Annotated in this window: 24 protein-coding genes and 1 tRNA gene; 8 read left to right on the top strand and 17 right to left on the bottom strand. The window is 59.8% G+C overall.

Going from position 1 to position 26,799, the window contains the following annotated elements:
• Positions 1-198: 198 nt before the first annotated feature.
• Together polA and EGO55_RS15750 are read left to right on the top strand one after the other, a co-directional pair.
• On the top strand, positions 199-3,033 hold the full coding sequence (polA, locus tag EGO55_RS15755; protein WP_021688418.1) for a DNA polymerase I: 2,835 nt from the start codon (positions 199-201) through the stop codon (positions 3,031-3,033).
• Entirely contained in the window at positions 3,020-4,333 is a 1,314-nt protein-coding gene (locus tag EGO55_RS15750) for a sensor histidine kinase (protein WP_021688419.1), read from the top strand. The genes polA and EGO55_RS15750 overlap by 14 nt, the downstream gene beginning before the upstream one ends.
• An 80-nt stretch (positions 4,334-4,413) precedes the next feature.
• On the opposite strand, the gene EGO55_RS15745 is transcribed toward EGO55_RS15750, so the two are convergent.
• A complete protein-coding gene (locus EGO55_RS15745; protein ID WP_021688420.1) occupies positions 4,414-6,720 on the bottom strand; it encodes a CDC48 family AAA ATPase in 2,307 nt (768 codons plus the stop codon).
• A 482-nt stretch (positions 6,721-7,202) separates the two neighbouring features.
• Between EGO55_RS15745 and EGO55_RS15740 the strand changes: the two genes are divergently transcribed.
• Genes EGO55_RS15740 through EGO55_RS15730 form a run of 3 tightly spaced genes read left to right on the top strand, consistent with a single transcriptional unit; the run spans position 7,203 to position 9,120 of the window.
• Positions 7,203-7,910: a CoA transferase subunit A gene (locus EGO55_RS15740; protein ID WP_021688421.1), complete on the top strand. Its 708-nt coding sequence runs from the start codon at positions 7,203-7,205 to the stop codon at positions 7,908-7,910.
• Positions 7,910-8,545 (top strand): CoA transferase subunit B, encoded by a 636-nt coding sequence (locus tag EGO55_RS15735; protein ID WP_021688422.1) that lies wholly within the window; start codon positions 7,910-7,912, stop codon positions 8,543-8,545. The genes EGO55_RS15740 and EGO55_RS15735 overlap by 1 nt, the downstream gene beginning before the upstream one ends.
• A gap of 29 nt (positions 8,546-8,574) precedes the next feature.
• Positions 8,575-9,120, top strand: a complete 546-nt coding sequence (locus tag EGO55_RS15730; protein WP_021688423.1) for a glutathione peroxidase — start codon at positions 8,575-8,577, stop codon at positions 9,118-9,120.
• A gap of 118 nt (positions 9,121-9,238) precedes the next feature.
• Here EGO55_RS15730 and EGO55_RS21405 read toward each other — a convergent pair whose 3' ends face one another.
• From EGO55_RS21405 to aspS, 8 genes are all read right to left on the bottom strand, one after another.
• Positions 9,239-9,931 carry a pentapeptide repeat-containing protein gene (locus tag EGO55_RS21405; protein WP_021688424.1) on the bottom strand — a complete coding sequence of 231 codons (693 nt, stop codon included), beginning with the start codon at positions 9,929-9,931 and terminating at the stop codon, positions 9,239-9,241.
• Between the two features lie 157 nt (positions 9,932-10,088).
• A complete protein-coding gene (locus EGO55_RS15720; protein ID WP_161566048.1) occupies positions 10,089-11,093 on the bottom strand; it encodes a zinc-dependent alcohol dehydrogenase in 1,005 nt (334 codons plus the stop codon).
• A gap of 283 nt (positions 11,094-11,376) precedes the next feature.
• Positions 11,377-11,453: transfer RNA gene (locus EGO55_RS15715), tRNA-Met, on the bottom strand.
• Positions 11,454-11,521: 68 nt separating this feature from the next.
• Positions 11,522-12,058, bottom strand: a complete 537-nt coding sequence (locus EGO55_RS15710; RefSeq protein ID WP_021688427.1) for a 2'-5' RNA ligase family protein — start codon at positions 12,056-12,058, stop codon at positions 11,522-11,524.
• 2 nt (positions 12,059-12,060) lie between these two features.
• Complete coding sequence (gene mltG / locus EGO55_RS15705; RefSeq protein WP_021688428.1) at positions 12,061-13,032, bottom strand: endolytic transglycosylase MltG; 972 nt, start codon at positions 13,030-13,032, stop codon at positions 12,061-12,063.
• 1 nt (position 13,033) lies between these two features.
• On the bottom strand, positions 13,034-14,299 hold the full coding sequence (fabF, locus tag EGO55_RS15700; RefSeq protein WP_021688429.1) for a beta-ketoacyl-ACP synthase II: 1,266 nt from the start codon (positions 14,297-14,299) through the stop codon (positions 13,034-13,036).
• A 101-nt stretch (positions 14,300-14,400) separates the two neighbouring features.
• Positions 14,401-14,637 carry an acyl carrier protein gene (locus EGO55_RS15695; RefSeq protein ID WP_021688430.1) on the bottom strand — a complete coding sequence of 79 codons (237 nt, stop codon included), beginning with the start codon at positions 14,635-14,637 and terminating at the stop codon, positions 14,401-14,403.
• A gap of 132 nt (positions 14,638-14,769) precedes the next feature.
• The gene (aspS, locus tag EGO55_RS15690) at positions 14,770-16,560 is read right to left on the bottom strand and encodes an aspartate--tRNA ligase (RefSeq protein ID WP_021688431.1); all 1,791 of its coding nucleotides are present in this window, start codon (positions 16,558-16,560) and stop codon (positions 14,770-14,772) included.
• 125 nt (positions 16,561-16,685) lie between these two features.
• Between aspS and rnd the strand changes: the two genes are divergently transcribed.
• On the top strand, positions 16,686-17,879 hold the full coding sequence (gene rnd, locus EGO55_RS15685; protein WP_021688432.1) for a ribonuclease D: 1,194 nt from the start codon (positions 16,686-16,688) through the stop codon (positions 17,877-17,879).
• Positions 17,876-18,772 (top strand): hydrogen peroxide-inducible genes activator, encoded by an 897-nt coding sequence (locus EGO55_RS15680; protein WP_021688433.1) that lies wholly within the window; start codon positions 17,876-17,878, stop codon positions 18,770-18,772. The genes rnd and EGO55_RS15680 overlap by 4 nt, the downstream gene beginning before the upstream one ends.
• A gap of 47 nt (positions 18,773-18,819) precedes the next feature.
• On the opposite strand, the gene pgsA is transcribed toward EGO55_RS15680, so the two are convergent.
• A complete protein-coding gene (gene pgsA, locus EGO55_RS15675; protein ID WP_021688434.1) occupies positions 18,820-19,413 on the bottom strand; it encodes a CDP-diacylglycerol--glycerol-3-phosphate 3-phosphatidyltransferase in 594 nt (197 codons plus the stop codon).
• Between the two features lie 112 nt (positions 19,414-19,525).
• Between pgsA and EGO55_RS15670 the strand changes: the two genes are divergently transcribed.
• Complete coding sequence (locus EGO55_RS15670; RefSeq protein ID WP_021688435.1) at positions 19,526-20,848, top strand: MFS transporter; 1,323 nt, start codon at positions 19,526-19,528, stop codon at positions 20,846-20,848.
• Between the two features lie 61 nt (positions 20,849-20,909).
• Here EGO55_RS15670 and EGO55_RS15665 read toward each other — a convergent pair whose 3' ends face one another.
• The 7 genes from EGO55_RS15665 to EGO55_RS15635 are packed head-to-tail and all read right to left on the bottom strand — an operon-like array spanning position 20,910 to position 26,556.
• The gene (locus tag EGO55_RS15665) at positions 20,910-21,656 is read right to left on the bottom strand and encodes an SDR family NAD(P)-dependent oxidoreductase (protein ID WP_021688436.1); all 747 of its coding nucleotides are present in this window, start codon (positions 21,654-21,656) and stop codon (positions 20,910-20,912) included.
• A complete protein-coding gene (locus tag EGO55_RS15660; RefSeq protein ID WP_021688437.1) occupies positions 21,653-22,129 on the bottom strand; it encodes an aromatic-ring-hydroxylating dioxygenase subunit beta in 477 nt (158 codons plus the stop codon). Before EGO55_RS15660 ends, EGO55_RS15665 begins: the two co-directional genes overlap by 4 nt.
• Positions 22,126-23,358: an aromatic ring-hydroxylating oxygenase subunit alpha gene (locus EGO55_RS15655; protein ID WP_021688438.1), complete on the bottom strand. Its 1,233-nt coding sequence runs from the start codon at positions 23,356-23,358 to the stop codon at positions 22,126-22,128. The genes EGO55_RS15660 and EGO55_RS15655 overlap by 4 nt, the downstream gene beginning before the upstream one ends.
• Before the next feature lie 2 nt (positions 23,359-23,360).
• Positions 23,361-23,879, bottom strand: coding sequence for a nuclear transport factor 2 family protein (locus EGO55_RS15650; protein ID WP_021688439.1), 519 nt, complete (start codon positions 23,877-23,879; stop codon positions 23,361-23,363).
• Positions 23,876-24,235 (bottom strand): hypothetical protein, encoded by a 360-nt coding sequence (locus EGO55_RS15645; RefSeq protein WP_040714605.1) that lies wholly within the window; start codon positions 24,233-24,235, stop codon positions 23,876-23,878. Before EGO55_RS15645 ends, EGO55_RS15650 begins: the two co-directional genes overlap by 4 nt.
• A gap of 21 nt (positions 24,236-24,256) precedes the next feature.
• Complete coding sequence (locus tag EGO55_RS15640) at positions 24,257-25,411, bottom strand: acyl-CoA dehydrogenase family protein (RefSeq protein ID WP_021688441.1); 1,155 nt, start codon at positions 25,409-25,411, stop codon at positions 24,257-24,259.
• Positions 25,411-26,556 carry an amidase gene (locus EGO55_RS15635; RefSeq protein ID WP_021688442.1) on the bottom strand — a complete coding sequence of 382 codons (1,146 nt, stop codon included), beginning with the start codon at positions 26,554-26,556 and terminating at the stop codon, positions 25,411-25,413. The genes EGO55_RS15640 and EGO55_RS15635 overlap by 1 nt, the downstream gene beginning before the upstream one ends.
• Positions 26,557-26,799 lie beyond the last annotated feature (243 nt).

The following is a 26,799-nucleotide window of genomic DNA, read 5'->3' as shown; positions in this document are numbered from 1 at the left end:
TCGGGCGCACAAATAATAGCCAATCAAACACTATGCAAGCGTGTTCGCGGCAAGCGCATTTTTCATTTCGGTATTCCGCGCCTAGGCTGCCTCCGGCGATGCAGCAAAAATGAGACATTTTCATGACGCTGCAATCGCCCCGGAATGTCCGGGCCAAAACCGGCTGACCCGACGGCAAGGCGCTGCTACGAAGCCTCCATGGCCGAAAAACAGCATCTCTATCTCGTCGACGGATCCTCCTATATTTTCCGTGCGTATCATCGCCTTCCGCCGCTCACCAACCCGGAAGGAACGCCTGTGGGTGCCGTGTACGGCTACACCACAATGCTGTGGAAACTGGCCAAAGACCTGCATCAAGCGGACGGTCCAACCCATCTCGCCGTGATTCTCGACAAGTCCGGCACATCGTTTCGCAACGAACTCTACGATGCATACAAGGCCAACCGTCCCCCCGCCCCGGAAGACCTTGTCCCCCAGTTTCCGTTGATTCGGGACGCAACACGCGCCTTCAGCCTTTCCTGCATCGAGGAAGAAGGACTGGAAGCCGATGACATGATCGCATCCTATGCCCGCGAAGCAGCCCGTCAGGGTTGGGATGTAACCATCGTTTCGTCCGATAAAGACCTCATGCAACTCGTCGGACCGAGTGCGGGCGGCGGCTACATCGACATGCTTGATACGATGAAAAACCAGCGAATCGACGTGGCGGAGGTTGTGGAAAAGTTCGGTGTTCAGCCGGAACTGGTGGGCGACGTGCTCGCACTTATGGGCGATTCGGTCGACAATGTGCCGGGAATCCGGGGCGTTGGCCCCAAGACGGCAACCAAACTCATTCAAGATTATGGCGATCTCGAAAGCGCGCTGGCGGCGGCCGAGACCATGAAACCCTCGAAAATGCGCGAACGACTGCTTGATGAAGCGGATATGGCGCGACTCAGTCGTTTGCTTGTCGAACTGAAGCAGGATTGCGCCCTGCCCCTGCCGCTCGAAAGCTTCCGCCTCACCGAAATCCCACCCGCACCACTCGCCGATTTTCTGAGGACACACGGCTTTTCCAGTCTTTTGCGCCGAATCGACGCCACGGAAGGCACTTCTCCGCCAGCACCTGCAGCCACGGGTGGTGTTGATTCGGCGCCAACCCGCGCAGCTTCCGCAGGCGACAGGCAGGAAGCGCCTGTCATGCCCCCGGTCGATCGGTCACTCTACACCTGCATACAATCCTTGCCGGAACTGGATGCATTCCTCGCCCGCGCCTTTGCGACACGATCCGTGGCCGTAGACACGGAAACCAGCGCGCTCGACGCCATGCAGGCAGATCTGACCGGTGTCAGCCTTGCCCTTGGCCCCAACGACGCGTGCTATATCCCGCTCGGCCATGGCGGCACCGACATGTTTGCGGAGAAGCCGCAGCAAATCCCGCTCGACGTTGCACTCGCGCGGCTGAAACCCCTGCTGGAAAGCGATACGGTCCTGAAAATCGGCCAGAACATAAAGTACGACCTCAATGTTCTGGCCCGTTATGGCATCACCGTCTTCCCGGTGGATGACACTATGGCGATGAGCTTCGCTCTCAATGCCGGGCGTTCCGAAGAGGGCATCGGCGGCGGGCATGGCATGGACGAGCAGGCCGAACGCCACCTTGGCCATACAACAATCAAGTTCAAGGACGTTTGCGGTACCGGGAGAAGCGCCATCTCCTTCGCTGAAGTCCCCCTCGACCGCGCGACGGAATATGCTGCGGAAGACGCCGACGTTACCTGGCGCCTGCATAGCATCCTTGGCAACCAGCTTCACGATGAAGGCGGAACCCGTATCTATGAACGGGTCGACCGCCCTCTGATCCCGGTTCTGGCGCAGATGGAACGACATGGAATCAAGGTCGATCGCGAACAACTTGCGCGGCTTTCCAGCGAATTTGCAGAGCGTATTGGCGGGCTGGAAAAGGAAATCCACGCATTGGCCGGCAGCGAGTTCACAATCGGCAGCCCGAAGCAGCTTGGCGACGTGCTGTTCGACAGACTCGGTTACAAGGGCGGACGCAAGGGCAAGAGCGGACAATATTCGACCGATCAGTCCGTTCTGGAAAAGCTGGCGGGCCAGGGCGCCGAAATTGCGACAAAAGTGCTCGACTGGCGTCAGTTGGCCAAGCTCAAGTCGACCTATACCGATGCCCTGCAGGCAGCGATCAATCCCGCAACCGGGCGCGTGCATACGAGTTACAGTCTGGTCGGGGCCCAAACCGGGCGCTTGTCGTCAACCGATCCCAATCTTCAGAATATCCCCGCACGAACGGAGATCGGGCGCCGCATTCGCGAAGCCTTCGTTGCCGAACCGGGCAATGTTCTGCTGGCTGCCGACTACAGCCAGATCGAACTGCGCCTTGCCGCGCACATGGCCGATGTCCCTTCGCTGAAGGACGCCTTCGCCAAGGGCGAGGATATTCACGCCCGCACAGCCGAAGAAATGTTCGGCATGGTCGATCGGGATACCCGTGCACGGGCCAAAACGATCAATTTCGCCATTCTTTACGGCATTTCGCGCTGGGGCCTGGCCAGCCGGCTCGGCGTGGAGGCGGATGAGGCGCAGGCGATGATCGACCGCTATTTCGAACGTTTCCCGGGCATTCAGCGCTATATCGTCGCCACGCTCGAACAGGTGCGCGAATGCGGGTACTCGGAAACGCTGTTCGGCCGAAAGACCTGGTTCCCCCGGATCAATGCAAAAAATCAGGCAGAACGGCAGGGCAGCGAACGCGCGGCAATCAATGCCCCGATTCAGGGCACCTGCGCCGATATCATCAAGCGTGCCATGGCCCGCATGATGCCTGAACTCCGTGCCGCAGGACTTGGCCACATACGCATGTTGCTGCAGGTTCACGACGAACTCGTCTTCGAACTGCCCGAAAACGATGTGGATGCGGCACGCCCCGTGATCGCGCGCGTGATGAACGATGCAGCGGGGCCAGCCATCAGGCTGGACGTGCCGCTCGGAGTGGAAATCGGAACTGGAAAGAACTGGGATGCCGCGCACTGATACAACCCGATCAGAGCCCGCGCGATGGCAGGGAGCGAACTGGATCGCGCGGCTGTCCAATCTGGGCCTGTTCCTCTGTGTGGCGGCATCGCTGGTCGCGGCCGTCCTTGTCATCATCTCCACGATCGATGCGGAACGAGACCAGCGCGCACAGGCCCAGAAAACCAACGAAATTCTGAAAGAATTGCGTAATGTGGGGCATGCGGCCCTGAATGCCGAAACTGCGGAACGCGGCTATTTCATCACGCTCGATAAGCGTTACCTCGCGCCCTACCGGGTTGGCAGCGAACAATATGGCCCTTCGCTCAACCGGTTGAGAGCCTTAATCGGTGAAAGTGCGACGGCCCGGCAACGCGAATTGCTGATCGATATCGAACAGTTGTCCGCCGCCAAGTTTGACGAGATTTCCGACACCGTCGGCCTGATCGAACGGGGCGAACTGATCGAGGCCCGAACCCGTTTTCTCAGCGACGAAGGGCAGGAAGTTATGAATCGCCTGCGCCGTTCACTGGCAGAAATGGAACGCATCGAACAGGATGTGCTTGATGGGGCCATGGCCCGGTCGGCCAAGGCGGAATCCCGCGTCCTGCCCCTACTGGGCCTGTTGCTCCTGATGCTGATCGGCGCATCGGCACTGGGGTTGAAGCAAGCGGCGCAGGCAGCCCGCGCCAAATCTGCCGAAGCCCACGCGGCAGACCTGTCCGAAGCCCGCGATCGGGCGGACCTGCTGGCACGTGAGTTGAATCACAGGGTCAAGAACTTGTTTGCGGTCATTCTGGCGATTGTCCGGCTCAGTTCCCGCCACGCACCGGAGGCGAGCGAGGTCACAGACAGCATAGCCCATCGCATTCAGGCTCTGCTGATCGCCCACGACGTGACCCAGGGTTCGACACGCCATTCCATCGCCGATCTCGAAACCCTGATCGAAACCACGCTTGCACCGCATCGCGCAGACCATCTGGGGTGCACTATCGAAGGCCCAACCGTGGATATTCCGTCAGCAAAGGTGCAGCCGCTAGGGCTGGTGCTGCATGAACTGGCGACCAATGCCGTCAAATATGGCGCATGGAGCCAAAACGGATCGCTGACGATCAGTTGGGCACTTCAAGGTCCTGAACCCACGCTTGAACTCCAATGGCGTGAATATAGTCCGCAGGGATGCGAACCCGGCACGCGCCGCGGGTTTGGCACGATGTTGATGGATAGTTCGGCAAGGCAGTTGCAGGGCGAAATCGCACGCGATTTCACGCCCGATGGCTGCCACGTTCGAATCACATTCCCGCTGGCTTCAGAAATCTGATCACCGGCGCCTGTCGGTAAAACTCCGATCGGCGGTTGCCGACCCCTTGCGTGCAAGGGATGGCAACCGCCGAGACCTTATCAGTCGTGTTTCTTTTCGCGGGTGGGTTCAATCATCCCTTCGTGGATGAAGCCGATCGGGTGCACCTGCGCGGCGCGCTTTTTCAATTCGCCTTTCATCTTCGCGTATTCGGCTTCCATCTCGACTGTCACCGTGGCGCGCGAATCCTGCAACGCCTTGTCGAAATCAGCGCCGGTTACCAGATCCGCTCCTTCGCCGGCCCGACGCAACGCGACAAGCCCGGCCCGACGCACCACATCTTCCAGATCGGCGCCGGTGAACCGTTCGGTTTCCGCCGCGATCTTCGCCAGATTGACGTCTTCCGCCATGGGCATGTCACGGGTGTGAATCCGCAGGATGTGTTCACGCCCGGGTTCATCGGGCGTGCCGACATAGACCAGTTCGTCAAACCGACCCGGCCGCAGCAGCGCCGGATCGACCAGTGTCGGCCGGTTGGTCGCACCGATCACCACCACTGATTGCAGGTCTTCCAGACCATCCATCTCGGCGAGAATGGTGTTTACCACGCGCGCGGTCACCTGCGGTTCGGCATCGCCCGATCCGCGCGCGGGCACCAGACTGTCGATTTCATCGATAAAGACCACGCAGGGCGCCACTTGCCGCGCGCGGGCAAACAGGCGACTGATCTGCTGCTCACTCTCCCCATACCATTTGCTGAGCAGGTCGGAGCTCTTGATCGAGATGAAATTCGCTTCCGCTTCCTTGGCGACGGCTTTGGCCAACAGCGTCTTGCCGGTACCCGGAGGACCATAGAGCAAAAACCCCTTGGCCGGACGAATACCGAGCCTGCGGAATGCCTGGGGATTGCGCAGGGGCAATTCCACCCCTTCTTTCAGTTTCTCCTGCGCGTCAGCCAATCCGCCGATATCGGACCAGCCAACATTGGGCAGTTCAACCATGACTTCGCGCATGGCGCTCGGCTGGACGCGCTTCAGCGCCGCGACAAAATCGGACCGTTCAACCCGCAGTTCATCCAGCACTTCGGGCGGAATCGTTCGTTCATCCAGATCAAGCTGCGGCATGATGCGACGCACGGTCTCAATCGCGGCCTCGCGCGTCAAAGCGGCGATATCCGCACCGACGAAACCGTGGGTCGTGCGCGCCAGCTCCTGCAGATCGACCCCCTCGCCCAGCGGCATGCCGCGGGTGTGAATGGCCAGAATCTCACGCCTGCCGGATTCATCTGGCACACCGATCACGATTTCGCGATCGAACCGACCGGGGCGACGCAAAGCCTCGTCAATCGCATCAGGCCGATTGGTTGCCGCGATGACCACCAGATTGGAACGGGCATCGAGCCCGTCCATCAGGGTCAGCAATTGTGCAACGAGGCGTTTCTCCGCTTCGCCCGGCACCTGGCTGCGCTTCGGCGCGATGGAATCGATCTCGTCGATAAAGACGATGGACGGCGCAGCCCTTGCCGCTTCCTCAAACACTTCACGCAGGCGTTTTTCGCTTTCACCATAGGCTGACCCCATGATTTCGGGACCATTGATGATGAAAAACTCGGCATCGCTTTCATTGGCGACAGCCTGTGCCAGCCGCGTCTTGCCCGTACCCGGCGGGCCATGCAGCAGGACGCCCTTCGGCGGATCGACACCCAGTCGGGTGAACAGTTCAGGATAACGCAACGGCAGCTCGACCATTTCGCGCAGCTGGCGAATGGTATCGGCCATACCGCCGACATCGTCATAGTTGACCGTGCCGCGCCCATCGCGCGGTTCCTCAAACTCGGCGCGCAATTCGACTTCGGTGTTCTCGTCAATATGCACGATGCCCTTGGGGGCTGTTGAGACCACTTGCAGGCGGATCTGGGTCAGCGCATAGGCGGGCGCGTTGAACATGCGGCGCACTTCGGGCGGCATATCGGTCACCGGCTGCTGTCCGGCGGTTGCCACCAGATCGCCTGCCACCAGTGGCTTGCCAAAGAAATTGCGTTTCAGGGCCTGAGTCGGCCCCTGCAAACGCATCTCGCGTTGTGCAGGAGCAAAAACCACGCGCGTTGCCGGGCGCGATTCCGCCCTGCGCAATGTAACATGCTCTCCCGAGCCGATCCCCGCGTTGCCGCGCTGCAAACCGTCAAGCCGGACAACATCGAGCTCCTGATCTTCCTGATAGGCAGGAACGGCAATGGCCGCAGTTATGCGTTTGCCGCCTATTTCCACCACATCGCCTTCGGTAATACCAAGCGACGCAAAGGCGGATTTCGGCATGCGGGCAATACCATGCCCACTTTCTTCCTGCCTGGCGGCAGCAACCTGCAACCTGATCGAATTGTCCCGAGTTGCCGCTTCCGCGTCTGCCATGGCGCTCTCCTGAATCCTTGCGTGAGGCAAAGCTAGGTACGGGCGCGACGGATTGCAAACGGCGTCACGCGTTTTTCGTGCAACGCCGCAAATGCGCCATTCCGACGGACATGGAAGGCAGATAAAAAAAGGCCCGATCGAAAACGACCGGGCCGTAGAAGTTTTGGGAGAGGATGCCTGAAAGGCAGGATCTGTATGACCCTGAGCCACTTTTTCCGCAAGTGCGAAAAATTCATCGTGTGTTGCGTTTTTTGCATCATATACATTACACATTGATAATATTTGATTTTATATGAATCTTACCCCCGCGGAATAGAGCGTAATTTACACCTCTGTAGATTTTGGCGCCCTCTATTTGGTGCAATGCACAATAATTGACGAGATGCTGTCCGTGAGTCGAGGTTACCCGGCGACGGGATGAAACCGGGTCGACAACGCCTTATGTGCAGTGCAACATCGGGGCTTCCATGGGAAGGGAATCGATGAACAAGCTTTACCCAAATGCAACAGCCGCGCTCGACGGAATATTGCGTGACGGCCTGCTGATCGCCTCGGGCGGCTTCGGCCTCTGCGGCATTCCGGAGCGCCTGCTCGACGCGGTGCGCGATAGCGGCGTCAAGGACCTCACTTTTGCCTCCAACAATGCCGGAATCGATAACGAAGGCATCGGTAAACTGCTCCGCACCCGGCAGGTAAAAAAGATGATCGCCTCCTATGTCGGCGAAAACAAGGAGTTCGAACGTCAGTTTCTCTCGGGCGAACTGGAAGTCGAATTTTCGCCACAAGGCACCCTTGCAGAACGCATGCGCGCAGGTGGCGCGGGCATTCCGGGCTTCTATACAAAAACAGGTGTCGGCACCGCTGTGGCTGAAGGTAAGGAAGTCAAAACCTTCAATGGCGAGGATTACATTCTCGAACAGGGCATTTTCGCCGATCTCAGCCTGGTGAAAGCATGGAAGGCGGACGAAACGGGCAATCTCGTTTTCCGCAAGACCGCGCGCAACTTCAACCTGCCGGCTGCAACATGCGGCAAGATTTGCGTGGTGGAAGTAGAAGAAATCGTACCCAAGGGCAGCCTCGACCCCGACTGCATTCATCTGCCCGGGGTTTATGTGCAGCGCATTGTCGTTGGCGCTCCCTATGACAAAAAGATCGAATTCCTGACCACCCGCAAGAGGGAAACCGCCTGATGAGCTGGACTCGTGATGAAATGGCCGCTCGGGCGGCGCAGGAACTACAGGACGGATACTACGTCAATCTCGGCATTGGCATCCCGACACTGGTGGCAAATCATGTTCCAACGGGCATAGAGGTCACGCTGCAATCCGAAAATGGCATGCTGGGCATCGGCCCCTTCCCTTATGAAGGCGAAGAAGATGCCGATCTGATCAATGCAGGCAAACAGACGATTAGCGAATTGGCCCACAGCGCCTATTTCGACAGCGCACAAAGCTTTGCCATGATCCGGGGCGGCCATATCGACCTGACCGTGCTGGGTGCGATGGAAGTGTCCGAAAAGGGCGATATCGCCAACTGGATGATTCCAGGCAAGATGATCAAGGGCATGGGCGGCGCGATGGATCTGGTCGCCGGCGTGAAGAAAATCATCGTGGTGATGGAACACACCTCCAAGGATGGTGTGCCCAAATTCATCCCCGAATGCACTTTGCCGCTGACAGGTCGTAATGTGATCGACATGATCGTGAGCGACCTTTGCGTCTTCCAGCGCCCCGATCATGCCAGCCCTTTCCGCCTGATCGAGCTTGCGCCCGGGGTGACGAAAGAGGAAGTACGTGCGAAGACCACCGCCCACTATGTTGAATAGGGCACGCAGAAGAAACTAGGGAGAATACCATGTCTGATCTTGCCGCCATTCCGCTGACCCGCCTCGATGGCAGTGCGGACAGTCTGGCCAACCATTCCGGCAATGTCCTGCTGGTGGTGAATGTCGCATCGCAATGCGGCCTTACCCCCCAGTACGAAGGGCTCGAGAAACTGTACGGCCAGTACAAGGATCAGGGTTTTGAAGTGCTTGGCTTCCCTGCCAATGACTTTGGCGCCCAGGAACCGGGCTCGAACGCCGAAATCGCGCAGTTCTGCTCGGCCAATTACGGGGTGACCTTCCCGATGTTCAGCAAAGCGGACGTCACGGGCGCGAACCAGCAGCCGCTCTATGCGGAACTGACCCGGGCACAACCCGCGAAGCAGGGCGATGCCGAAAGCTTCCGCGAACGTCTGCGCGGTTTCGGCATGACTCCGACGGAAGACCCGGATGTGCTGTGGAACTTCGAAAAGTTCCTGATTGGCAAGGATGGCGCCGTGATTGCGCGCTACGCGCCGACTACCGCACCCGATGATACGCAATTGACCGCCGCCATCGAAAGCGCGCTGGCACAGTAATTTTGATAACACACGCGATCCGCGGCGGCTGCATGGTCGTCGCGGATCGTCGTATTTCGGGCCGTAATCATAGCCGGATCTTCACTACTATTACTGCTGAAAGATCAGCACACGCCGTTCAGCGGACGTTGAGCCCCAGTTCACCCAGCAATTGCCCCGCCTGCTCCCGCGAGATTGTCGCCCCGCGAAACAGGCTCGCATCATCCAGCCGGAACCCACCCAGATCGGCGCCACGCAGATCGGCGCCTGTGAAACGCGATCCGCTGACATTGGCATCGCGCAGGCTGCAATCCTCGAACGCTGCGGCCCGAAAATCGCATTTGCGCAGGTCCGCTTGCGCAAAATCGACCTTCTTCAGCACCTGCTTGTGAAACGAATGGCCCTGCAGCTTTGCCGCAACCAGTAACGTTTCCTCAAACCGGACGCCAAATGCGCTGGCATCGGTCAGATCCGCCCCGGTCAACTTGCAGTGCACGAACATGGCCCCCGCCAACCGCGCGCCGCGCAGGACGGAATTGTTGAAATCGCTGGCCGTAAAGCGCGCATCACCCAGAAATGCCCCGGTGAAATTGGTAAAACCGCCACGGCACGACTGCCAGACCGTTTCCTCAAGTTTCGCTGCAGACAGATTCGCATTGCGCAACCGGCATCGCTCAAAATGCCAGCCGGACAGATCCAGCCCCGAAAGATCAGCCTCTTGCAAATCGCAATCGACAAGATGCACAGGCTCTGGCGAGGCCAGAAAATGTTCCGCATCGCGGCGCGCAATGGTTTCCTCATGAACGGTGCGCATCGAAAACAGGTCGTTCATGTCCGCATCCCCGATTCACGATTGGAATGGCGGACGGATAGAGATTTCGAAAACATACCCTGACCTACCCCGCACCACGATGTGTGTCACCTGCACGTTCGAGGGGCATCGCCATCATGCAAATGCAAACCTGACGGGCCTGCCGCCCCGACACCACCTAGGGCGCGATGTGAACCTTCGTTTCGTTATGGTTCCCCTGCAGAGCCTTGAAGCGCTCTGGCACTGCCTCAAGTGGAATAACCGAACTGATCATTATTGCGGGATCAACTTCACCATTTCGCACTGCGTCCGCCGTGGTGCGAAAATCATCCATGGAATAGCCAACCGGAAAATAGAGGGAAACGCCCTTCATCCCCGCCATGACCGGAACAACGGTCTCTGGCCGGGCGCCGAGCCCAAGGGACACCACGCGGCCATAGAGACCAGCGTGACGGACGGCTCGGTCCAACATGCCCGGCGCGCCAACGCATTCGACAACGATATCCGCGCTTCCTCCAAGCTGCTGCTGCACATGGGCCTGCTCATCGTCACCATAGCTAACGAAGGCATCGGCCCCCATAGCGGCTGCCATATCGGCGCGGCGTGCCGTGCGTGACATAACCACCACTTTTTCAGCCCCCATACGCCGTGCCCAATAGATCGCAGCCAGAGCAATAGAGCCGGCCCCGAGAATCAGGACGCGCTCGCCACGAGCAAGATTACCGACTTTGAGGCCATAGAGGCTGACTGTGAGCGGTTCGATCAGCGCCGCATGTTCCGGATTGAGGTCGGGAGGTATGCGGATCGCGGCAACGGCCGGAACCCGAATATATTCGGCATATCCGCCGCTTACCCACTCTGCTGCGGGGCACAGAATGGGGTTGCCGCGTTCGCATGCCGCGCATGTGCCGCAGCCCACAGCGGGATAAACCGCGATGCGCTCGCCAATCGAGAATCCGGATACGGCATCACCGATAGCCGCGATGGTTCCGGCAATTTCATGCCCTGGTATGGTTCCCGCATCGTTCTGCACGCCATCGAAATCATGGGCATGCAGATCACTGCCACATATTCCGCAGCGCTCGATCCGGACAAGCAGGTCGGTCGCGCCACATTCCGGTATGGGACGCTGTTCAATGACGAGCGGGGCCCCTGCACCGTATGAAACTGCTGCGCGCATCATGCCCATTCCCATTCTCCCGTCAGCATTATGCTTCGGTCCTTTGCACAAGGCGCCACCCAAGCAAACTCTTCATTTGCCGCCGTAAACAGCGTTCCCTGATTGCTATCGCGCCCGGTTCGCTATCCGGTCGCACAGGCCCACCAGACCTTCCCCGCGCGCAACACCACGTCGCATGAGCCACCCAAACCCATGTCGAACCGATGGCTCCAGATACAGATATGCAACGTAAACGTGCTGCGAAGCCCCCCTGCCGGGGCATGCCTGGGATATCATGTGGAAGGTTTGGTAGCGGAGGAGGGACTCGAACCCCCGACACGCGGATTATGATTCCGCTGCTCTAACCGGCTGAGCTACTCCGCCCCAATAGAGGCTGGGGACGCACCGAACGTCCCGGCAGGCCGCGCTCTTAGGGCGGTGCCTGCCGTCGGTCAACCACCCTTTGCGCCCCTGAAACGCCATTCTTGCATAAAGTCCCACAACCCGTCACGCCACGCGTGTAAGGCTAGGCCGGAAAAGGCGAATTTTCGGGGCTTCAGAGTCTTTTCCAGCATGGCCTGAAGTGCCTTCGCAGCGTCTACGGACACCTTGTTTTGCACAGTGATGTGCAAGACCAACGGATGCGAATCCTGGCTGGAAAGCATTCCATGGAACAGTTCGGCGAGATCACGCCGAATCGTCGTCATGGCAGGGCTGACAACTTTCAGCGCGGTCCCCCCGCCCAACGGCATTACGCCCATGATTTGCGCAGATGGCGGCGCATGGCTGGAAGCGGCGCGGGCCAAGGCTGCGCGAATCTCCTGCCCGCCCGATGGCGGCAACCCATGAAATAGCGTGACATGGGCCGCGATGCGATTGCGTTCGGGCGGGAAATGGGCACGGCGCAGGCCGTCCGCCCAGGAAAAAATGTCAGGCGGCATTTGCGCCGTAACCAGCAGGGGCGCGTGCCGCGCACCCGCCCCGACCATCGCTACATCTCCCCGCGTGCGCGGCGCAGCGCGAACCATTTCTGGACATTGGCATTATGCTGATCGAGCGTATCGGCAAACGCATGCCCGCCCGTGCCATCGGCAACCATGTAAAGCGCTGATGTCTTTGCAGGATTGAGCACGGCAGCGATCGATTCCCGCCCCGGATTGGTGATCGGCCCCTTGGGCAGCCCGGTCATGGTGTACGTATTGTAATCGTTGACCGCCTGAATTTCCGATTGCCGGATACGGCGGCCAAGCGGTTTGCCCTTCGTGATCGGATAAATGATCGTGGGATCGGCCTGCAACATCATGCCCTGCTTCACACGGTTGGAATAGAGCCCTGCCACCATCCGCCGTTCCGCCGGTTTGCCTGTTTCCTTTTCGACAATGGCCGCCAGGGTGAGCGCTTCGCGCGGTGTCTTCACCGCGATATTGGGGCCACGTTTGGCCCACAGTTCCGCAAGCGTGCGATCCATCGCAGTCTGCATGCGTTTAAGCACGGCGGCGCGTGATTCCCCGCGTTCAAAATCGTAGCTTTCCGGCAGCACCGAGCCTTCTGCCGGTACCGGGATTTCGCCGGTCAGCAAGGGTTCGGCCATCAACCTTTCGTGGACCATAATGGAAGGCATGCCTTCTGGAATGGTCACGAACCGACGGACAACTTCGCTGCCCTGCAGAATACCGAGAATACGCGCGGAACTTGCCCCGGCGGGGAGGAGAAACTCACCGGCCTTGATCGCATCGTTGCTGCCAAAAACCTTGGCGCGCAGCAGAAAGGCATCAGCCGACCGGATTGCCCCGGCCTTTTCCAGATCTTGCGCGACAACGGCCAGCGAGGAGCCGGAGCGCACGAGAAAAGAATGTTCCTTCTCGAGAGGCCCCTGCCCGTACCAGCCGTAGGCGAAAATACCGACAACGGCGAGCAGGGCCAGCCCCGCCGCCAGCAGGAGCCGCCTGCCGCGCCGGACCATATCAGTCGTCGACCTGTTTCATCACCAGGCTGGCATTGGTGCCACCGAAGCCGAAACTGTTGTTCAGCACGGCGCGAACCTTGCGCTTCTTTGCCGTGTGCGGAACAAGATCGACACCCACGCAGCTTTCGCTCGGGTTATCGAGATTGAGTGTCGGCGGCACGATCTGGTCGCGCAGGGCGAGAATGCAGAAAATCGATTCCACCGCACCGGCGCCGCCAAGGAGGTGCCCGATGGCCGATTTGGTCGAGCTCATCGACACATTTTCCATGGCATCCCCGAACAGGCGCCGCACAGCGCCCAGTTCCAGTTCATCGCCCAGCGGGGTCGATGTGCCGTGCGCATTGATATAATCGATGTCTGACGGAGTCATGCCAGCCTTGCGCAAGGCCATTTCCATCGAACGATAGGCACCCGATCCTTCCGGATGCGGCGCGGTCACGTGATGGGCATCGCCCGACAGGCCATAGCCGACGACTTCAGCGTAAATCTTCGCACCGCGTGCCTTGGCGTGTTCGTACTCTTCCAGCACGACGACACCCGCGCCTTCGCCCATAACGAAGCCATCACGGGCTTCATCGTAAGGCCGGCTGGCCTTTTCCGGCTGATCGTTGAACGCGGTGGAAAGCGCGCGAGCCTGTGCAAACCCGGCAATACCGATCGGGCAGATCGTGCTTTCCGCACCGCCCGCCAGCATGATATCCGCGTCGCCATCCTTGATCATGCGCGCGGCATCGCCAATCGAATGGGCACCCGTGGAACATGCGGTCACGACTGCGTGATTCGGGCCCATCAGCCCGTATTTGATCGAGACCTGGCCCGAGATGAGATTGATCAGGCGGCCATGCACGAAGTGCGGCGATACGCGACCCGGCCCCTTTTCGGCCAAAACCAGCGATTCTTTTTCAATGCCGGGAAGCCCGCCAATGCCCGAACCGATCGAACAGCCCGCGCGATAACGGGTTGCTTCGTCCATATCGGTAAGACCTGCGTCTTCAATGGCCTGTCCAGCGGCATCGATCCCATAGACGATGAACGGATCGACCTGGCGCTGCACCTTGGTGTCGACACGCTTGTCCGCATCAAAGCCGTAAGGATGGTCGGCCGGTTTCACTTCACAAGCGATACGGCATTTCTGGTCGGACGCATCGAACCGGGTAATCGGACCCGCTCCGCTCTTGCTGGCAAGAACGTTCGCCCAGGCGGTTTCGACATCAGCACCCAGCGGGGTGACAAGCCCGAGACCGGTAACGACCACACGACGCATAATCTACTCTCCGTAAAAACCAACAGGCCCAACCCTTCAGGGTCGAGCCTGTCGAAGTCCCGCCGACTGCCGCCAGGCGAGTGCGGCGGGAAACCGGGCTATCAGCCCTTGTTTTCGTCGATGTACTTGATCGCGTCGCCGACGGTGCCGATTTTTTCAGCCGCATCATCGGGGATTTCGACGCCGAATTCTTCTTCAAAAGCCATCACCAGTTCGACGATGTCGAGGCTGTCTGCGCCCAGATCGTCAATGAAGCTGGCATCGGGAGAAACCTTGTCGGCCTCCACGCCCAGGTGTTCGACGACAATCTTCTTCACGCGGTCGGCGGTATCGCTCATGTTTTCCCTCTTACTTTGGGAGCCAGAATTGGCATTTGCCCTAATGAGTAGCGCGTGCGCTGGCAAGGGAAATGGGGGCAAGCCCCACGCTGTTTCCACATTGCTGACGCAACACCTCCCCTTTCGGAAACCTCAGTCCTGCGGTTTGGGCGGTTCCACAATCCGCATATGCAATTCACGCAACTGCTTCGGTTCAGCCGGACTCGGCGCCCCCATCAGCAGGTCTTCGGCACGCTGATTCATCGGGAACAGCGTGATTTCGCGCAAGTTTACGGCACCGCACAGCAGCATGACAATGCGGTCCACACCGGCAGCCATGCCACCGTGCGGCGGGGCGCCATACTGGAATGCGCGATAAAGACCGCCGAAGCGATCTTCGACATCCTGCTTCGACAGGCCGACCAGCTCAAATGCCTTCACCATGGTTTCCGGCACGTGGTTACGGATCGAACCCGACGCGATTTCATAGCCGTTACAGACGAGATCGTACTGGAACGCATTGATCGTCAGCGGGTCCTGGTTCTGCAGCGCTTCGATGCCACCCTGCGGCATCGAGAACGGGTTGTGGCTGAATTCGACCTTCTTGTTTTCTTCATCCCATTCATAGAACGGGAAATCGACAATCCACGCCAGTTCGAACCGGTCCTTCGCGACGAGATCGAGCAGTTCGCCCACGCGAATACGCGCGGCGCCCGCAAGCTTGGCTGCGCCTTCTTCCTTGCCGGCAGCGAAGAACAGGCCATCATCAGGGCCAAGGCCGAGCGCGTTGTACAGCTCTTCCATCCGTTCCGCGCCGTGGTTCTTGGCGATCGGGCCACCAAATTCACCACCTTTGCGCGTGACATAGCCAAGGCCTGCATAGCCTTCGCCGCGCGCCCAGTCGTTCATGTCGTCGAAGAACTTGCGGCTCTTGTCCGCAGTGTTCGGCGCGGGCACCACACGCACCACCCCGCCGGACCCGACGATCTTTTCGAACAGGCCGAAACCGGACTGCGTGAAATGCTGCGTCACATCAGAAATGATCAGCGGGTTGCGCAAGTCGGGCTTGTCCGAACCATACTTCAGCATCGCATCGGCATGCGAAATGCGCGGGAAGCTGCCCGAAGGCGTGACATGCTGTCCGTTCGCAAAGGTTTCGAACACCCCCGCAATCACGGGTTCCATCGTTTCCCAGATTTCTTCCTGAGTCACGAAGCTCATTTCCAGATCGAGCTGGTAGAATTCGCCCGGCAGCCGATCAGCCCGCGGATCTTCATCGCGGAAACAGGGTGCGATCTGGAAATAACGATCGAACCCGGCAACCATCAGCAACTGTTTGTACTGTTGCGGAGCCTGCGGAAGCGCATAAAAACGCCCCGCATGAATACGACTGGGCACGAGGAAGTCGCGCGCGCCTTCGGGGCTGGATGCCGTCAGGATCGGAGTCGAATATTCGGTGAAGCCCGCCCCTTCCATGCGGCGACGCATGTCCGAGATGATCTTCGTACGCGTCACGATATTGGCGTGCAGCGTTTCGCGCCGCAGATCGAGGAAGCGGTACTTGAGACGGATATCCTCCGGATATTCCTGCTCCCCCGCCACAGGCATCGGCAGCTCTTCCGCCCGGCTCTGCACATCCACACCGCGGGCATAGACTTCGATCGCGCCGGTGGAGAGGTTGGGATTGACTGTCGCTTCGCTGCGCGCCTTCACCTCCCCCTCGATCGTTACGACGCTTTCCAGCCGCAGCCCATCAAGGACCGCCAAGGCCGGACTGTCTTCGTCCGCAACAATCTGGGTGATGCCGTAGTGATCGCGAAGATCGACAAACAGCACGCCACCATGGTCACGCTTGCGGTGTACCCAGCCGGAAAGGCGGACGGTCTGGCCCACTTCAGCCTTGGTCAAGGCGCCGCAGGTGTGGGAACGATAAGGATGCGACATCGAAACTCTTTCCAATTTGCCCGCAATCGGGCAGGGGGAAGGCGGCGCTAACAGGGTAACCCGACGATTTTGTCAACCCGCGCCGGGTGGCCAGGCCATCCTTGACCATAAACAGAAACGACAGAATGAAGATACACAAGCTCATTACGAAGACCGAAGAACTTGCCGATCTCTGCAGCCGCCTTGCCAAGGCGGAATTCGTAGCGGTCGACACGGAGTTCATGCGCGAGAACACGTATTGGCCGGAATTGTGCCTCGTGCAAATCGCCGACCAGAACGAAGCAGCGGCCATCGACCCCTTGGCGCAGGGCCTCGATATGACGCCCCTTCTCGACCTGCTGACCAACAATGAAGATGTTTTGAAGATCTTCCATGCTGGCGGTCAGGACGTTGAAATAATTTACAATCTTACGGGAAAAACGCCACACCCGATCTTCGATACGCAGATCGCGATGATGGCTATCAGCCAGTCAGAACAGATCGGCTACGCGAATCTCGTCGAAAGCTGGCTGGGCCTGACGATCGACAAGGGCGCGCGGTTTACCGACTGGTCCCGCCGCCCGCTGACCGATCGCCAGATCGAATATGCCATCGGCGATGTCACCCATCTGGCGAAGATTTTCCCGCGCATGCTGAAGCGGCTGATCAAGACCGGACGTGGCGAATGGCTCGACATCGAAATGGAATCGCTGGCCGATCCGGAAAATTATCGGAACGACCCATCGCGTGCATGGCGCAAGATTCGCGCGCCCAGCCGCAACCCGCAAGTGCTGGGGCGGCTCAAGGCCATCGCCGGCTGGCGAGAGCTTGAAGCGCAGGACAAGGATATCCCGCGCGGGCGAATCATGCGTGATGAGACTCTGGCCGACCTCGCCAGCAATCCCCCGGCGAAACAGGCGGAGTTGTCCAAGGTGCGCGGCCTGTCGCAGGCGTGGAGCGAAAACGAAATCGGCAAGCGCCTGATGCGCACGCTGCGCGATGCCGAACCCCTGCCCCATGACGAAATGCCCGCCAAGACACCGCGCGGCGCGCCTTTGGGCAAGGAAGGCGCGCTGGTGGCGGATCTTCTCAAGCTGCTGCTCAAGATCAGGGCTCGGGAAATTGACGTTGCCGCGCGCCTGCTGACCCGCAGCGATGAACTCGAGGCCCTGGCGGCGGGTGTCCGCAACCTGCCCGTCCTGAATGGATGGCGCTTTGAAATGTTCGGCAGGGATGCGCTGGAACTGGTCGAAGGGCGATTGGCATTTGCCGTAACCGACGGCAAGCTGCAGATGACCCACATTGATGATACGGCAGACAGTATGGCTGAAACCGAATGAACAGCTATCTGCCGACACTCAAGCAGTTGCAGTATCTTGTCGCACTGCATGAGCATGGCCATTTCGGTCGCGCGGCAGATAGCTGTTTCGTTTCCCAATCGACCCTGTCCGCCGGTCTTCGTGAACTCGAATCACTGCTGGGCGTGACATTGGTGGAACGCAGCCGCCGTGTGGTGCGCTTCACCCCACTGGGCAACGCCGTTGTCGAAAAGGCCCATCGCCTTCTGCGCGAGGCGGAAGAATTGTCCGAACTGGTGCAATCGGCTGGCCAGCCACTGGCCGGGGAATTGCGGATGAGCGTCATTCCAACAATCGCCCCGTTCCTCCTGCCGCGCATTCTGCCCCGGCTTCGCAAGGAAAAGCCCCAACTCAAGCTTTTCCTGCGCGAAGAAACCAGTGCGGATGCCATCGAATCGCTTCATCATGGCCGGGCGGATTGCGTCCTGCTGGCTCTGCCGTTTTCAACGGGTGATATCGAGAACGCGCACATTTGCGATGATGCGCTCTATGCCGCGTTTCCCAAGGACGACCCCCGCGACCCTCCGGCAGAAGTGCCGCCATCCATGATCGACGAAGGCCGCTTACTGCTGCTGGAAGACGGGCATTGCCTGAAAGAACACGCGCTGGCAGCCTGCAACCGCCCCGAACTGCGTGCCAGCGCCACGATGATTGGCACCAGCCTGCATACGCTGGTTCAGATGGTCGATAACGGCCTGGGCGTCACGATCGTCCCGAAAATGGCGCTGGATGCAGGGATTCTGAATGGCACCGATGTTGTCGCCCGGCCCCTGAAGTCCCGCTCCGCCAATCGCGAAATTGCCCTGATCTGGCGCAAGAATTCACCGCGTAGCGATGAGTTTCGGCTTCTGGCCGACGAATTGCGCGCCGGGTAAACCCCGTTCCCGAACCTGCAGCAAGGGGTGCTTGCGCCCCTGCCGGATCAGTCCATGTGTTTCAGGCCGATCCGCAAATAATCCCACCCTGTAATCAGGGTGAGAATCGCCGCGGCCCACAAAGTCGTCAGGCCAACAGTATGCGGGACATTCGCCACGACACCGAACAACGCGATATTCCAGTGCGGCAAGGCCCCGCCGAGAATCAACGCACCCAATGCGACAAGCTGGAACGTGGTTTTCCATTTGGCCAGCCTGCTGACGGGTACCGATACCTGTAACCCACCAAGAAATTCGCGCAGGCCCGATACGGCGATTTCCCGCACAAGAATGATCAGGCCGGCAATTACGTGCATATCGCCGACATAGGGCCCGCGCAGAATCCCCTGCGCTGTCAGCACGAGAATGACCGCCGCCACCATGATCTTGTCGGCGATCGGATCAAGAAAGATACCCAGCCGCGATACCGCACCGCTCGATCGGGCGAGCAGTCCGTCAAAATAATCCGTTATGCCCATCAGGCAGTAAAGCACAAACGCGAGCCCGTAACCCAGCGCCCAGCCCGGCCACCAAAGCAAGAAAGCCAGCAAAGGAACGGCGAAAATACGCGAAAGTGTCAAAATATTCGGTAGAGTGAGCATCGATCTGCGGTTCTCTAAACCCTGCTTTCGTGCAAAAGCCCCTCAAGCCTCTTGCCCATCCTGGTCATGGCGCTAGGCTTTCACACGAGCGATAGGTATCTGGCAAGCATTCATGACAACATCGACGCATCTCCTGCGCCGCCGGCGGTTCCTTCCGCTGTTTGTGACCCAGCTCCTCAATGCCTTCAATGACAACCTGTACAAGAACGCCATGGTGCTGTTCGTGGTGTACAGCGTATATAATTCGGAAGCGGAAGAAGCCCGGTTCAGCGCCATCGCTTCGGGTGTTTTCATCCTGCCGTTTTTCGTACTCTCCGCATTGGCCGGGCAGTTGGCCGACATGCGCGACAAGGCGCGAATCATCCGCATCATCAAGGCATGCGAAATTCCGATCATGGCTTGCGGCGGAACCGGTCTGGTCCTCGCCTGGCAAGGCACGATGATCGACACACTGGCGATTCCGCTCATGCTGCTGGCGCTGTTCGCCATGGGTGTCCACTCCACCTTCTTCGGCCCGATCAAATACGCCATCCTGCCGCAGCATCTGAAAAAGAACGAAGTGCTGGCCGGAACCGGGCTGGTCGAGGCCGGCACCTATATCGCGGTGCTTGCCGGTACGATCATGGCCGGCTGGATTGCGGTCGAATGGGCCGCCCTTGCAGTCTTTGTCATCGCAGTAATCGGCTACGTCACCAGCCGGTCTGTTCCCCCTGCCCCACCGATGATCGAACCGCAGCCGCTGGATCACCACGTCATTCGCGCGTCCATCGCGCTGGTGCGCAACACGATGCACGAACGCTGCGTGTTCTACGCAATTCTCGCCATCAGCTTCTTCTGGACGATCGGCGCGGTCCTGTTCATCCAGTTTCCGCCGCTGGCAAAGAATGTCCTGATGGCGAGCAAGGAAGTCGCCAGCCTGTTTCTCGTGATCTTTTCCGTCGGCGTTGCGATCGGCTCCATGTCGATCAATGCCTTGCTGAAAGGCAATGTATCGGCCCGCTATGCCCCGGCATCGATCATCGTCATGGCGGTGTTTGTGGTGGCGTTCCATTTCGTATGCAGCGCGTGGAGCGTGGAAACGGGCGGTGCCTTGCTGGGCATTCGGGAATTCGTGGTGGAGCCGCTGGCGGTTCCCCTTCTCCTGACATTGCTGGGGATTGCCATCGCCGGCGGGATGTTCGTGGTGCCGCTTTATGCGTTTCTCACTACGCGCGTGGCGCCGTCGCAAGCCGCCCGGACGATCGCAGCCAACAATATCGTGAATTCGGGAGCCATGGTCGGCGGTTCGCTGCTGGCCGTATCGCTCAGCGCAATCGGCATGCCGATAACGGATCAGTTGCTGCTCAGCGCGGCGATGTGCCTGATTTCGGCATGGCTGGGTTATCGCCTCTATCGCGCTGAAGGCGAAACGGCATGCCCGGATACGGCCGCCTGACCCAGGGTCAGCACCCCCGGCGGGCAGCCGATACCGGATGGCATGGCCAAATTGGCCAGCTTTATCGCATGAACAACCCGCCGTTGATGTCGAACGCAGCGCCGATGGCCGAAGTAGCCTGAGGCGAAGCGAGCATCGTCACCATTTCGGCAATATAGGCCGGATCACCCAGCGTTCCGGCCGGAATGGTCCCAACAACGGCTGCCAACTTTTCGGGGGGCAGCAGAGACCGGACCGAATCCAGATTAAGGGGTCCGGGCGAAATGGCGTTGACCGTGACGCCGGAAGCCGCCAGCTCGCGCGCGAAAACTTTTGTCAGGGTCAAAATGCCGCCCTTTGCCGCGGCATAGTGCGCACCTGTCGATGTGCCCCCGTTCTGACCCGCAAGAGAAGCGATGTTGACGATCCGGCCATAGCCGTGCTCGCGCATATGGGCGCCCACGACCTGACACCCGATGAAAGTGCCCTTGAGAGCCACACCGGTCACCAGATCGAATTCTTCAGGCGCAATATCGAACACCGGCGTCGTACGGGTAATGGCGGCGTTGTTTACCAGTACGCCAACCCCTCCCCACTCCGCCCTTGCACGATCGAGAGCGGCGGCAAATGCCGCCTTGTCCGTAACGTCGAGTTGATGCGGTATCACGCGATCGCCGGCATCGGCGGTGAACGCTTCAATCGCATCGCCCGCAATGTCCGCAGCGAGCACGCGATATCCCTTGGCCGCCAGGCACCGCACGATAACGCCGCCCAATCCACCGGCTGCACCGGTCACCATGGCGACATTGTGATGGCCCGGCACGCTCATGGCAGATACGTCATATTGGTGAGAGTATGGTCGGAATTGGCAAGCAGGACGATTTTGCCCGCAAGGCGCAGGGCGCCGTCTGCCTCACGCAGGGTATAAGTCACATCGCAAGGCACCATCCGGGTATGGCCGCGGGTGGTTTCTGCCAGATGCTGCGCACAGCGAACGCGCATGGCGCCGTCGGGTGCAGGATCGATTTGCCGAAACCGGGAAAGCGTGCGTACCGTGACCGAGGCAGCGACAGCCGAAGCCGATTCCCCGCTGGTCAGCCGGGCGACCCGCATTGTGCGCATATCCGCATCGTCGTACGCGTAGTTGAGAACATCCTCGAAGTTCTCAGTCTGACGCTGGACCGGCACGATGTACTTGCCATCGTCATCCCACAGTTCGAGCCAGGCCTGATAGTCCTTGCCGTCCAGAAGGTCGGCCTCGAGCCACAGGAACTCGGCAATCCGTTGAATATCCGCACTCATGCCGACATCATCCTCTTCCACATCTGGTACGCCGCGCGCATTCCGGTCTCCGCAGTCACGTCACCCGCATTGCTTTCGGTTTTGTCCTCGCCGCGATTGACCATGATCCATGAACTGCCCGGCCCATTGCTGCCCTGCTGAACCCGTTGCCAGGCTTCCGCATCATCGGGCGTGCCGAAGCCCATCGGCCCCTGAAAATGCTCGTGCAGCCGCAGACGGGCGCGATTGGCGATGTCCGGTCCGCCATCCATGCCGATCGCAATGTGGCGGATCTCGGTCTCATTGACCGAAAGGGGGCGCAGGATACGGAAAAATGCCATCGAACAGGCGGCATTGGGGAAAAGATTGAGATTGAACCCCGTGCCGCTAATCGCGCGGACGATGCGGCGCACGGACTGTTCATCATGGGTTTTGCGCAAATCCTCGGCGATCGTGGCAAACCGCTCGGGTATGGGGGCCTCGAGGTTTTCCTCCAGATCGACAAGCTCGGGAATCATGACCATGACCGAATGGCCATTGCCCAGATCCTCGACATAACCGCCCGCATCCATGAACGAAAAAAGCTCCTCGGTCGCGCCGTCCAGCGATGTCAGGAAGCTCTTGTGGACGATCGGAAAATGATATGCGTCGGTGGTGTTCTCCAGCTGGATTTTCCAGTTGCCGGGGAACGAGAACTTGTGTTCGCCCAGAACCTTCACCGGATATCCGCCGCCCTGTTTCATGAACAGGTCGATCCACGGCTTCGCACGGCCAAGGAAGGTGTCGAGCGGCTGCACGTCCGGATTGAACGTGGCGAAAATCATGCCGTTGTATTCCTCGGTCCGCAACTGGACGAGGCCATAGTCGGACTTGTCGAAATCCTTGTATCCCTTTGGCAATGGCAGGCCGCGCAACGCCCCGTCCGTGCCATAGGTCCATGCGTGATAAGGGCACACGAACCCGGGCGCATTGCCCCGGCGCTTGTCGCACACGGTGGCGCCACGATGACGACACCTGTTGACCATGGTCCGCACCGTCCCGTCCTTGTCACGGTTCACGATGACCGATTGCGGGCCGATATGGGTCGTGATGAAATCCAACGGTCGGGGAAGTTCGCTGGCATGGGCAACCCACACCCAGGTCTTGTAAAAGATGCGTTCGATCTCCTCGTCGAAAATCGCGGCATCCTGATAGAGCGAACTGTGAACCCGGTCGGGCTGCACCAGATCGGCATAGGGGGTGTCGTTCATCGTTAGGCTCCGGCTGTCTGGTCCGGCACCGGAATAACCTCACGATCATTCCAGTGGTCGATCCGGCGAGAAAAGATGTTTTCGGTTCGAAACAAAGCGATGCGCCACCGCTCGTTTTCGCGTTCGAAGCGCATGGTCAGGCAGGCGCTGCGCAGGTCCGCGGTGCCATCAGCGTAAGTGGAGGTCTGCAACATCATCCACTTGCCCACCCCCGTCTCCCCTTCGACGGCGATATCGTCGGCCGAAAAGAAATGGGCAGTCATCGCGAAATGCGGCGTGGGCATGCAATAGCTGCGGATCATTGCAACAATCTCCGAGCGTCCATCATAGCGGCCAAAGGCGCTCTCGTAGCGCCCCTTCCCTTCCCAGCAGGCATCCCGGGTGAACAGTTCACCCAGTTCGGTGAACGGCGTTTCCGGGCCAAGGCGATCACAAATCTGGAAATAGCGGGCGACAGTCCGCCGGATGGCGGCTTCGCTTTCCAGCCGATCGAGCCGGGCAAGGATGGCAGCGTCGCTCATTCCGGCATCACAAGTTCGCGACCCAGCCGGGCCTCGATCCGCATATATTTCCAGAGCCGGTATTCGCCGACTTCGCTGGTGCGGAACAGCCCGCAGATATCCACGGCGGTCTGCCGATCCGGCACGTCAGCCAAGATGTAGAATGTCCAGGGCCAGCCGTTGGGCGAGGTGCCGACCATTGTCTCGTCATCGTCCATCGTACCCAACACGTCCACGCCCGGCATTTCACGGATCGTCCGCAACAATTGGCCGGTGGCCTTGAGCACATCCGGAATCTTGTCCCCCGGCAGATCGAAAAAGTTCTGCAGGACAGCGCAACAGAACAATGCTCTGATTTTTTTGTTTTCAGTGGCCATGGTCATTCCATTCGATCGGTTTCAGGGATAGCCGGGAGCGGGTTTCCGGCCGAGCATGACCGCACCGCCCGATTGCCAGGTGGTTTCGTTCATGAAAGCATGTTGCGCGACGACGAGGGCATCCATCAGCAACCGGGAAAGCGGGTGCGTGTTGAAAATCCCCGTGGTGCCGCACAGCTCGAACGCACGGCGCGTCACATCTGCTCCCGTTTTGGCGATATGTGTGGACGCCAGCCGCAGACGGGCGACATCCTTGTCGGACACCTCATCCCCGGCGAGCATCCGCTCCCAGACCTTCTCCGTTTCCTCATAGAACCACGCGCGCGCGGAACTGAGCTTCGCTTCCATCTGGCCCAGCGCGATCTGCACATTGGGGCGATCCCCCAGCGCCGGCGCGCCCGTGATCGATTGTCTGCCTGCCAGATTCATGACTTCATCGATCGCCTCACGCGCGACGCCAGCGCCCACGATGGCCAGAACCTGCGCTGCCATTGCCATTGTCGGATAACGATAGGCCGGTGTGTCGATCGAGGGCGGAGCGCCGCGAATGAGAATGTGAGATTCCGGCACAAACACATCATCCACCACGAGATCGTGGCTGCCGGTCGCGAACATGCCGATCGTGTCCCAGTTTTCCTCAATACGGACTTTGTCGCGCGGCATCACCGCCATCCGCGGCAATCCGCCCTGTTCGCCATCCAGTTTGATGCCGACACCGATGAGGGAGGCTCCGAGCGAACCCGAACCGAACCCCCAACGCCCCTTGACGCGGTAGCCGCCGCTTTCGCGCGTCGCGGTCTGGGGCGGAAAAACAGCCCCTGCGAACACCACATCGGGGCTGTCGCTGTAGAGTTCAGCCAGTGTTTCGGCTGGCAGGGAAGACAGATATTTGGTCGCGAAGCCGAAGCTCGCCACCCAGCCCGCCGAACCGTCGGCGGTGGAAATCTGTTCGATTACGCGCAGGAATTCCATCGGGGTCGTCCCTGCGCCGCCCAGTTGTTCGGGAACGAAGGCGCGGTAGAGGCCGAGTGCCTGAAACTGTTTGACGATGTCCTGAGGGATATGTCCCAGCGCATGCAATTCGGCGCGGCGCGCCCGAATAGTGTCGAGCAGCGCAGGCAAACTCGCCGTCATGCCTGCCGCCTTATCGTCAGCCGCCAATGTCGTGGCAGTCATCACGCAATCTCCTTCGAATTTTCAATCTTTGCCTCGACCTGGCGTGCGAACGCGCACAGCGGACCATCACGCCCCATCGGGCCCACAATCTGTATCCCGACCGGCAACCCTTCTTCGGTCAGGGTCGGCAGCGTGATTGCCGGATGGCCGCTGACGTTGAACGGGCGTACGAGGCGGGTAAGGCGCAACTGTTGCAACGGGTCATCCGCCTGCGTGCACAAGGGCGGCACACTGTCGATGGTCGGCAGAACCAGAAAATCGTACCGCGTAAACAGGTCGTCGACTTCGGCCGTGAACGCGCGCTTGATCTCTCTGGCTTGGGCCAGAGATGCGGGATCGATCTGCGCGGCCCGCCGCAAACGATTGGCGACATCCGCCCCGATCCCGTCAAATTCCGGCGCCAGCCAAAAGAACTCCGACCACATTTCTGCCGCGATAATGGTCAGCCCGGCGTCGAAGGCCTGATCGAACAGGGCGAGAGAAACGGGGTGTGGTTCGATCTCCAGTCGCCCGATCGCAGCATCAAAAGCCTGCTTTACCGGTGCATCGGCTTGGCATGCGAGCATCCCCACACGCGGCCGATCAATCGGATGATCCGCATCGAACCCATCGACCATCGCAGCCATCGCCTGCACGATGCCAGACACATTGCGTGCCATCGGCCCGACACAATCGAGTGTCGAATTGGCCGGGCTCACCCCATCGTGATCGATCAGACCAAAGCCGGGTTTCAGCCCGACAATGCCGCAACAGGCAGCGGGCAACCGGATCGACCCGCCGGTGTCGGTCCCTATGCCGATGTCCACCAGGCCGCTCGCCACCGCAGCCGCACAGCCGCTGGACGACCCCCCGACGATCCGTTGCGGCCAGCGCGGGTTCAACGGCGTACCGGACCAGTCATTGCGTCCGGTGACCCCGTAGGCCAGCTCATGCATGGCGGCGCGGCCGGTTATCGCTATACCCGCGCGGACAAGCCGATCCACGACCACCGCATTCGCTTGCGCGGGCGGAACCCGGGCAAAGCGCGCACTCCCCATGGAGGTGGGCAGTCCTGCAATGGCGAAATTGTCCTTGACCACCGCGCGGGTCGAACCGCTGCCCAGCATGAGGGGGCGGACGATGGCAGCGGAATCGCTCCGGTTCATTCAACCCCCTCCTGCTTCCGCGGAATCGCGAATTGATCTCGACAAATTAATACGCATATTACGTGAATAGTCAAATACTAACGCCTGCAAAGAAGCAGTCTTCCGGCTTGCTGCAATGCGCAGACATCCCTCTCGGATGCAGCCGTCGAGACATAAGAATGCGTCCTGTTCGGAACCGGCAATCCGACCACAGGCGGCTGTCTCTGCGGTCGGCCAGCGCGCAAGCATGGCCGACCGCAAAGT

Source organism: Caenibius tardaugens NBRC 16725, from assembly GCF_003860345.1.
Taxonomy (GTDB): domain Bacteria; phylum Pseudomonadota; class Alphaproteobacteria; order Sphingomonadales; family Sphingomonadaceae; genus Caenibius; species Caenibius tardaugens.
The sequence above is the reverse complement of the archived record's forward strand: the minus strand, read 5'-3'. Positions and strand labels throughout refer to the sequence as shown.

What these genes read in the sequence shown, in the direction of transcription:
- polA (WP_021688418.1), top strand. Translation starts at nt 199, where the DNA reads ATGGCCGAAAAACAGCATCTCTATCTCGTCGACGGATCCTCCTATATT.
- EGO55_RS15750 (WP_021688419.1), top strand. Translation starts at nt 3,020, where the DNA reads ATGCCGCGCACTGATACAACCCGATCAGAGCCCGCGCGATGGCAGGGA.
- EGO55_RS15745 (WP_021688420.1), bottom strand. Translation starts at nt 6,720, where the DNA reads ATGGCAGACGCGGAAGCGGCAACTCGGGACAATTCGATCAGGTTGCAG.
- EGO55_RS15740 (WP_021688421.1), top strand. Translation starts at nt 7,203, where the DNA reads ATGAACAAGCTTTACCCAAATGCAACAGCCGCGCTCGACGGAATATTG.
- EGO55_RS15735 (WP_021688422.1), top strand. Translation starts at nt 7,910, where the DNA reads ATGAGCTGGACTCGTGATGAAATGGCCGCTCGGGCGGCGCAGGAACTA.
- EGO55_RS15730 (WP_021688423.1), top strand. Translation starts at nt 8,575, where the DNA reads ATGTCTGATCTTGCCGCCATTCCGCTGACCCGCCTCGATGGCAGTGCG.
- EGO55_RS21405 (WP_021688424.1), bottom strand. Translation starts at nt 9,931, where the DNA reads ATGAACGACCTGTTTTCGATGCGCACCGTTCATGAGGAAACCATTGCG.
- EGO55_RS15720 (WP_161566048.1), bottom strand. Translation starts at nt 11,093, where the DNA reads ATGATGCGCGCAGCAGTTTCATACGGTGCAGGGGCCCCGCTCGTCATT.
- EGO55_RS15710 (WP_021688427.1), bottom strand. Translation starts at nt 12,058, where the DNA reads ATGGTCGGGGCGGGTGCGCGGCACGCGCCCCTGCTGGTTACGGCGCAA.
- mltG (WP_021688428.1), bottom strand. Translation starts at nt 13,032, where the DNA reads ATGGTCCGGCGCGGCAGGCGGCTCCTGCTGGCGGCGGGGCTGGCCCTG.
- fabF (WP_021688429.1), bottom strand. Translation starts at nt 14,299, where the DNA reads ATGCGTCGTGTGGTCGTTACCGGTCTCGGGCTTGTCACCCCGCTGGGT.
- EGO55_RS15695 (WP_021688430.1), bottom strand. Translation starts at nt 14,637, where the DNA reads ATGAGCGATACCGCCGACCGCGTGAAGAAGATTGTCGTCGAACACCTG.
- aspS (WP_021688431.1), bottom strand. Translation starts at nt 16,560, where the DNA reads ATGTCGCATCCTTATCGTTCCCACACCTGCGGCGCCTTGACCAAGGCT.
- rnd (WP_021688432.1), top strand. Translation starts at nt 16,686, where the DNA reads ATGAAGATACACAAGCTCATTACGAAGACCGAAGAACTTGCCGATCTC.
- EGO55_RS15680 (WP_021688433.1), top strand. Translation starts at nt 17,876, where the DNA reads ATGAACAGCTATCTGCCGACACTCAAGCAGTTGCAGTATCTTGTCGCA.
- pgsA (WP_021688434.1), bottom strand. Translation starts at nt 19,413, where the DNA reads ATGCTCACTCTACCGAATATTTTGACACTTTCGCGTATTTTCGCCGTT.
- EGO55_RS15670 (WP_021688435.1), top strand. Translation starts at nt 19,526, where the DNA reads ATGACAACATCGACGCATCTCCTGCGCCGCCGGCGGTTCCTTCCGCTG.
- EGO55_RS15665 (WP_021688436.1), bottom strand. Translation starts at nt 21,656, where the DNA reads ATGAGCGTGCCGGGCCATCACAATGTCGCCATGGTGACCGGTGCAGCC.
- EGO55_RS15660 (WP_021688437.1), bottom strand. Translation starts at nt 22,129, where the DNA reads ATGAGTGCGGATATTCAACGGATTGCCGAGTTCCTGTGGCTCGAGGCC.
- EGO55_RS15655 (WP_021688438.1), bottom strand. Translation starts at nt 23,358, where the DNA reads ATGAACGACACCCCCTATGCCGATCTGGTGCAGCCCGACCGGGTTCAC.
- EGO55_RS15650 (WP_021688439.1), bottom strand. Translation starts at nt 23,879, where the DNA reads ATGAGCGACGCTGCCATCCTTGCCCGGCTCGATCGGCTGGAAAGCGAA.
- EGO55_RS15645 (WP_040714605.1), bottom strand. Translation starts at nt 24,235, where the DNA reads ATGGCCACTGAAAACAAAAAAATCAGAGCATTGTTCTGTTGCGCTGTC.
- EGO55_RS15640 (WP_021688441.1), bottom strand. Translation starts at nt 25,411, where the DNA reads ATGACTGCCACGACATTGGCGGCTGACGATAAGGCGGCAGGCATGACG.
- EGO55_RS15635 (WP_021688442.1), bottom strand. Translation starts at nt 26,556, where the DNA reads ATGAACCGGAGCGATTCCGCTGCCATCGTCCGCCCCCTCATGCTGGGC.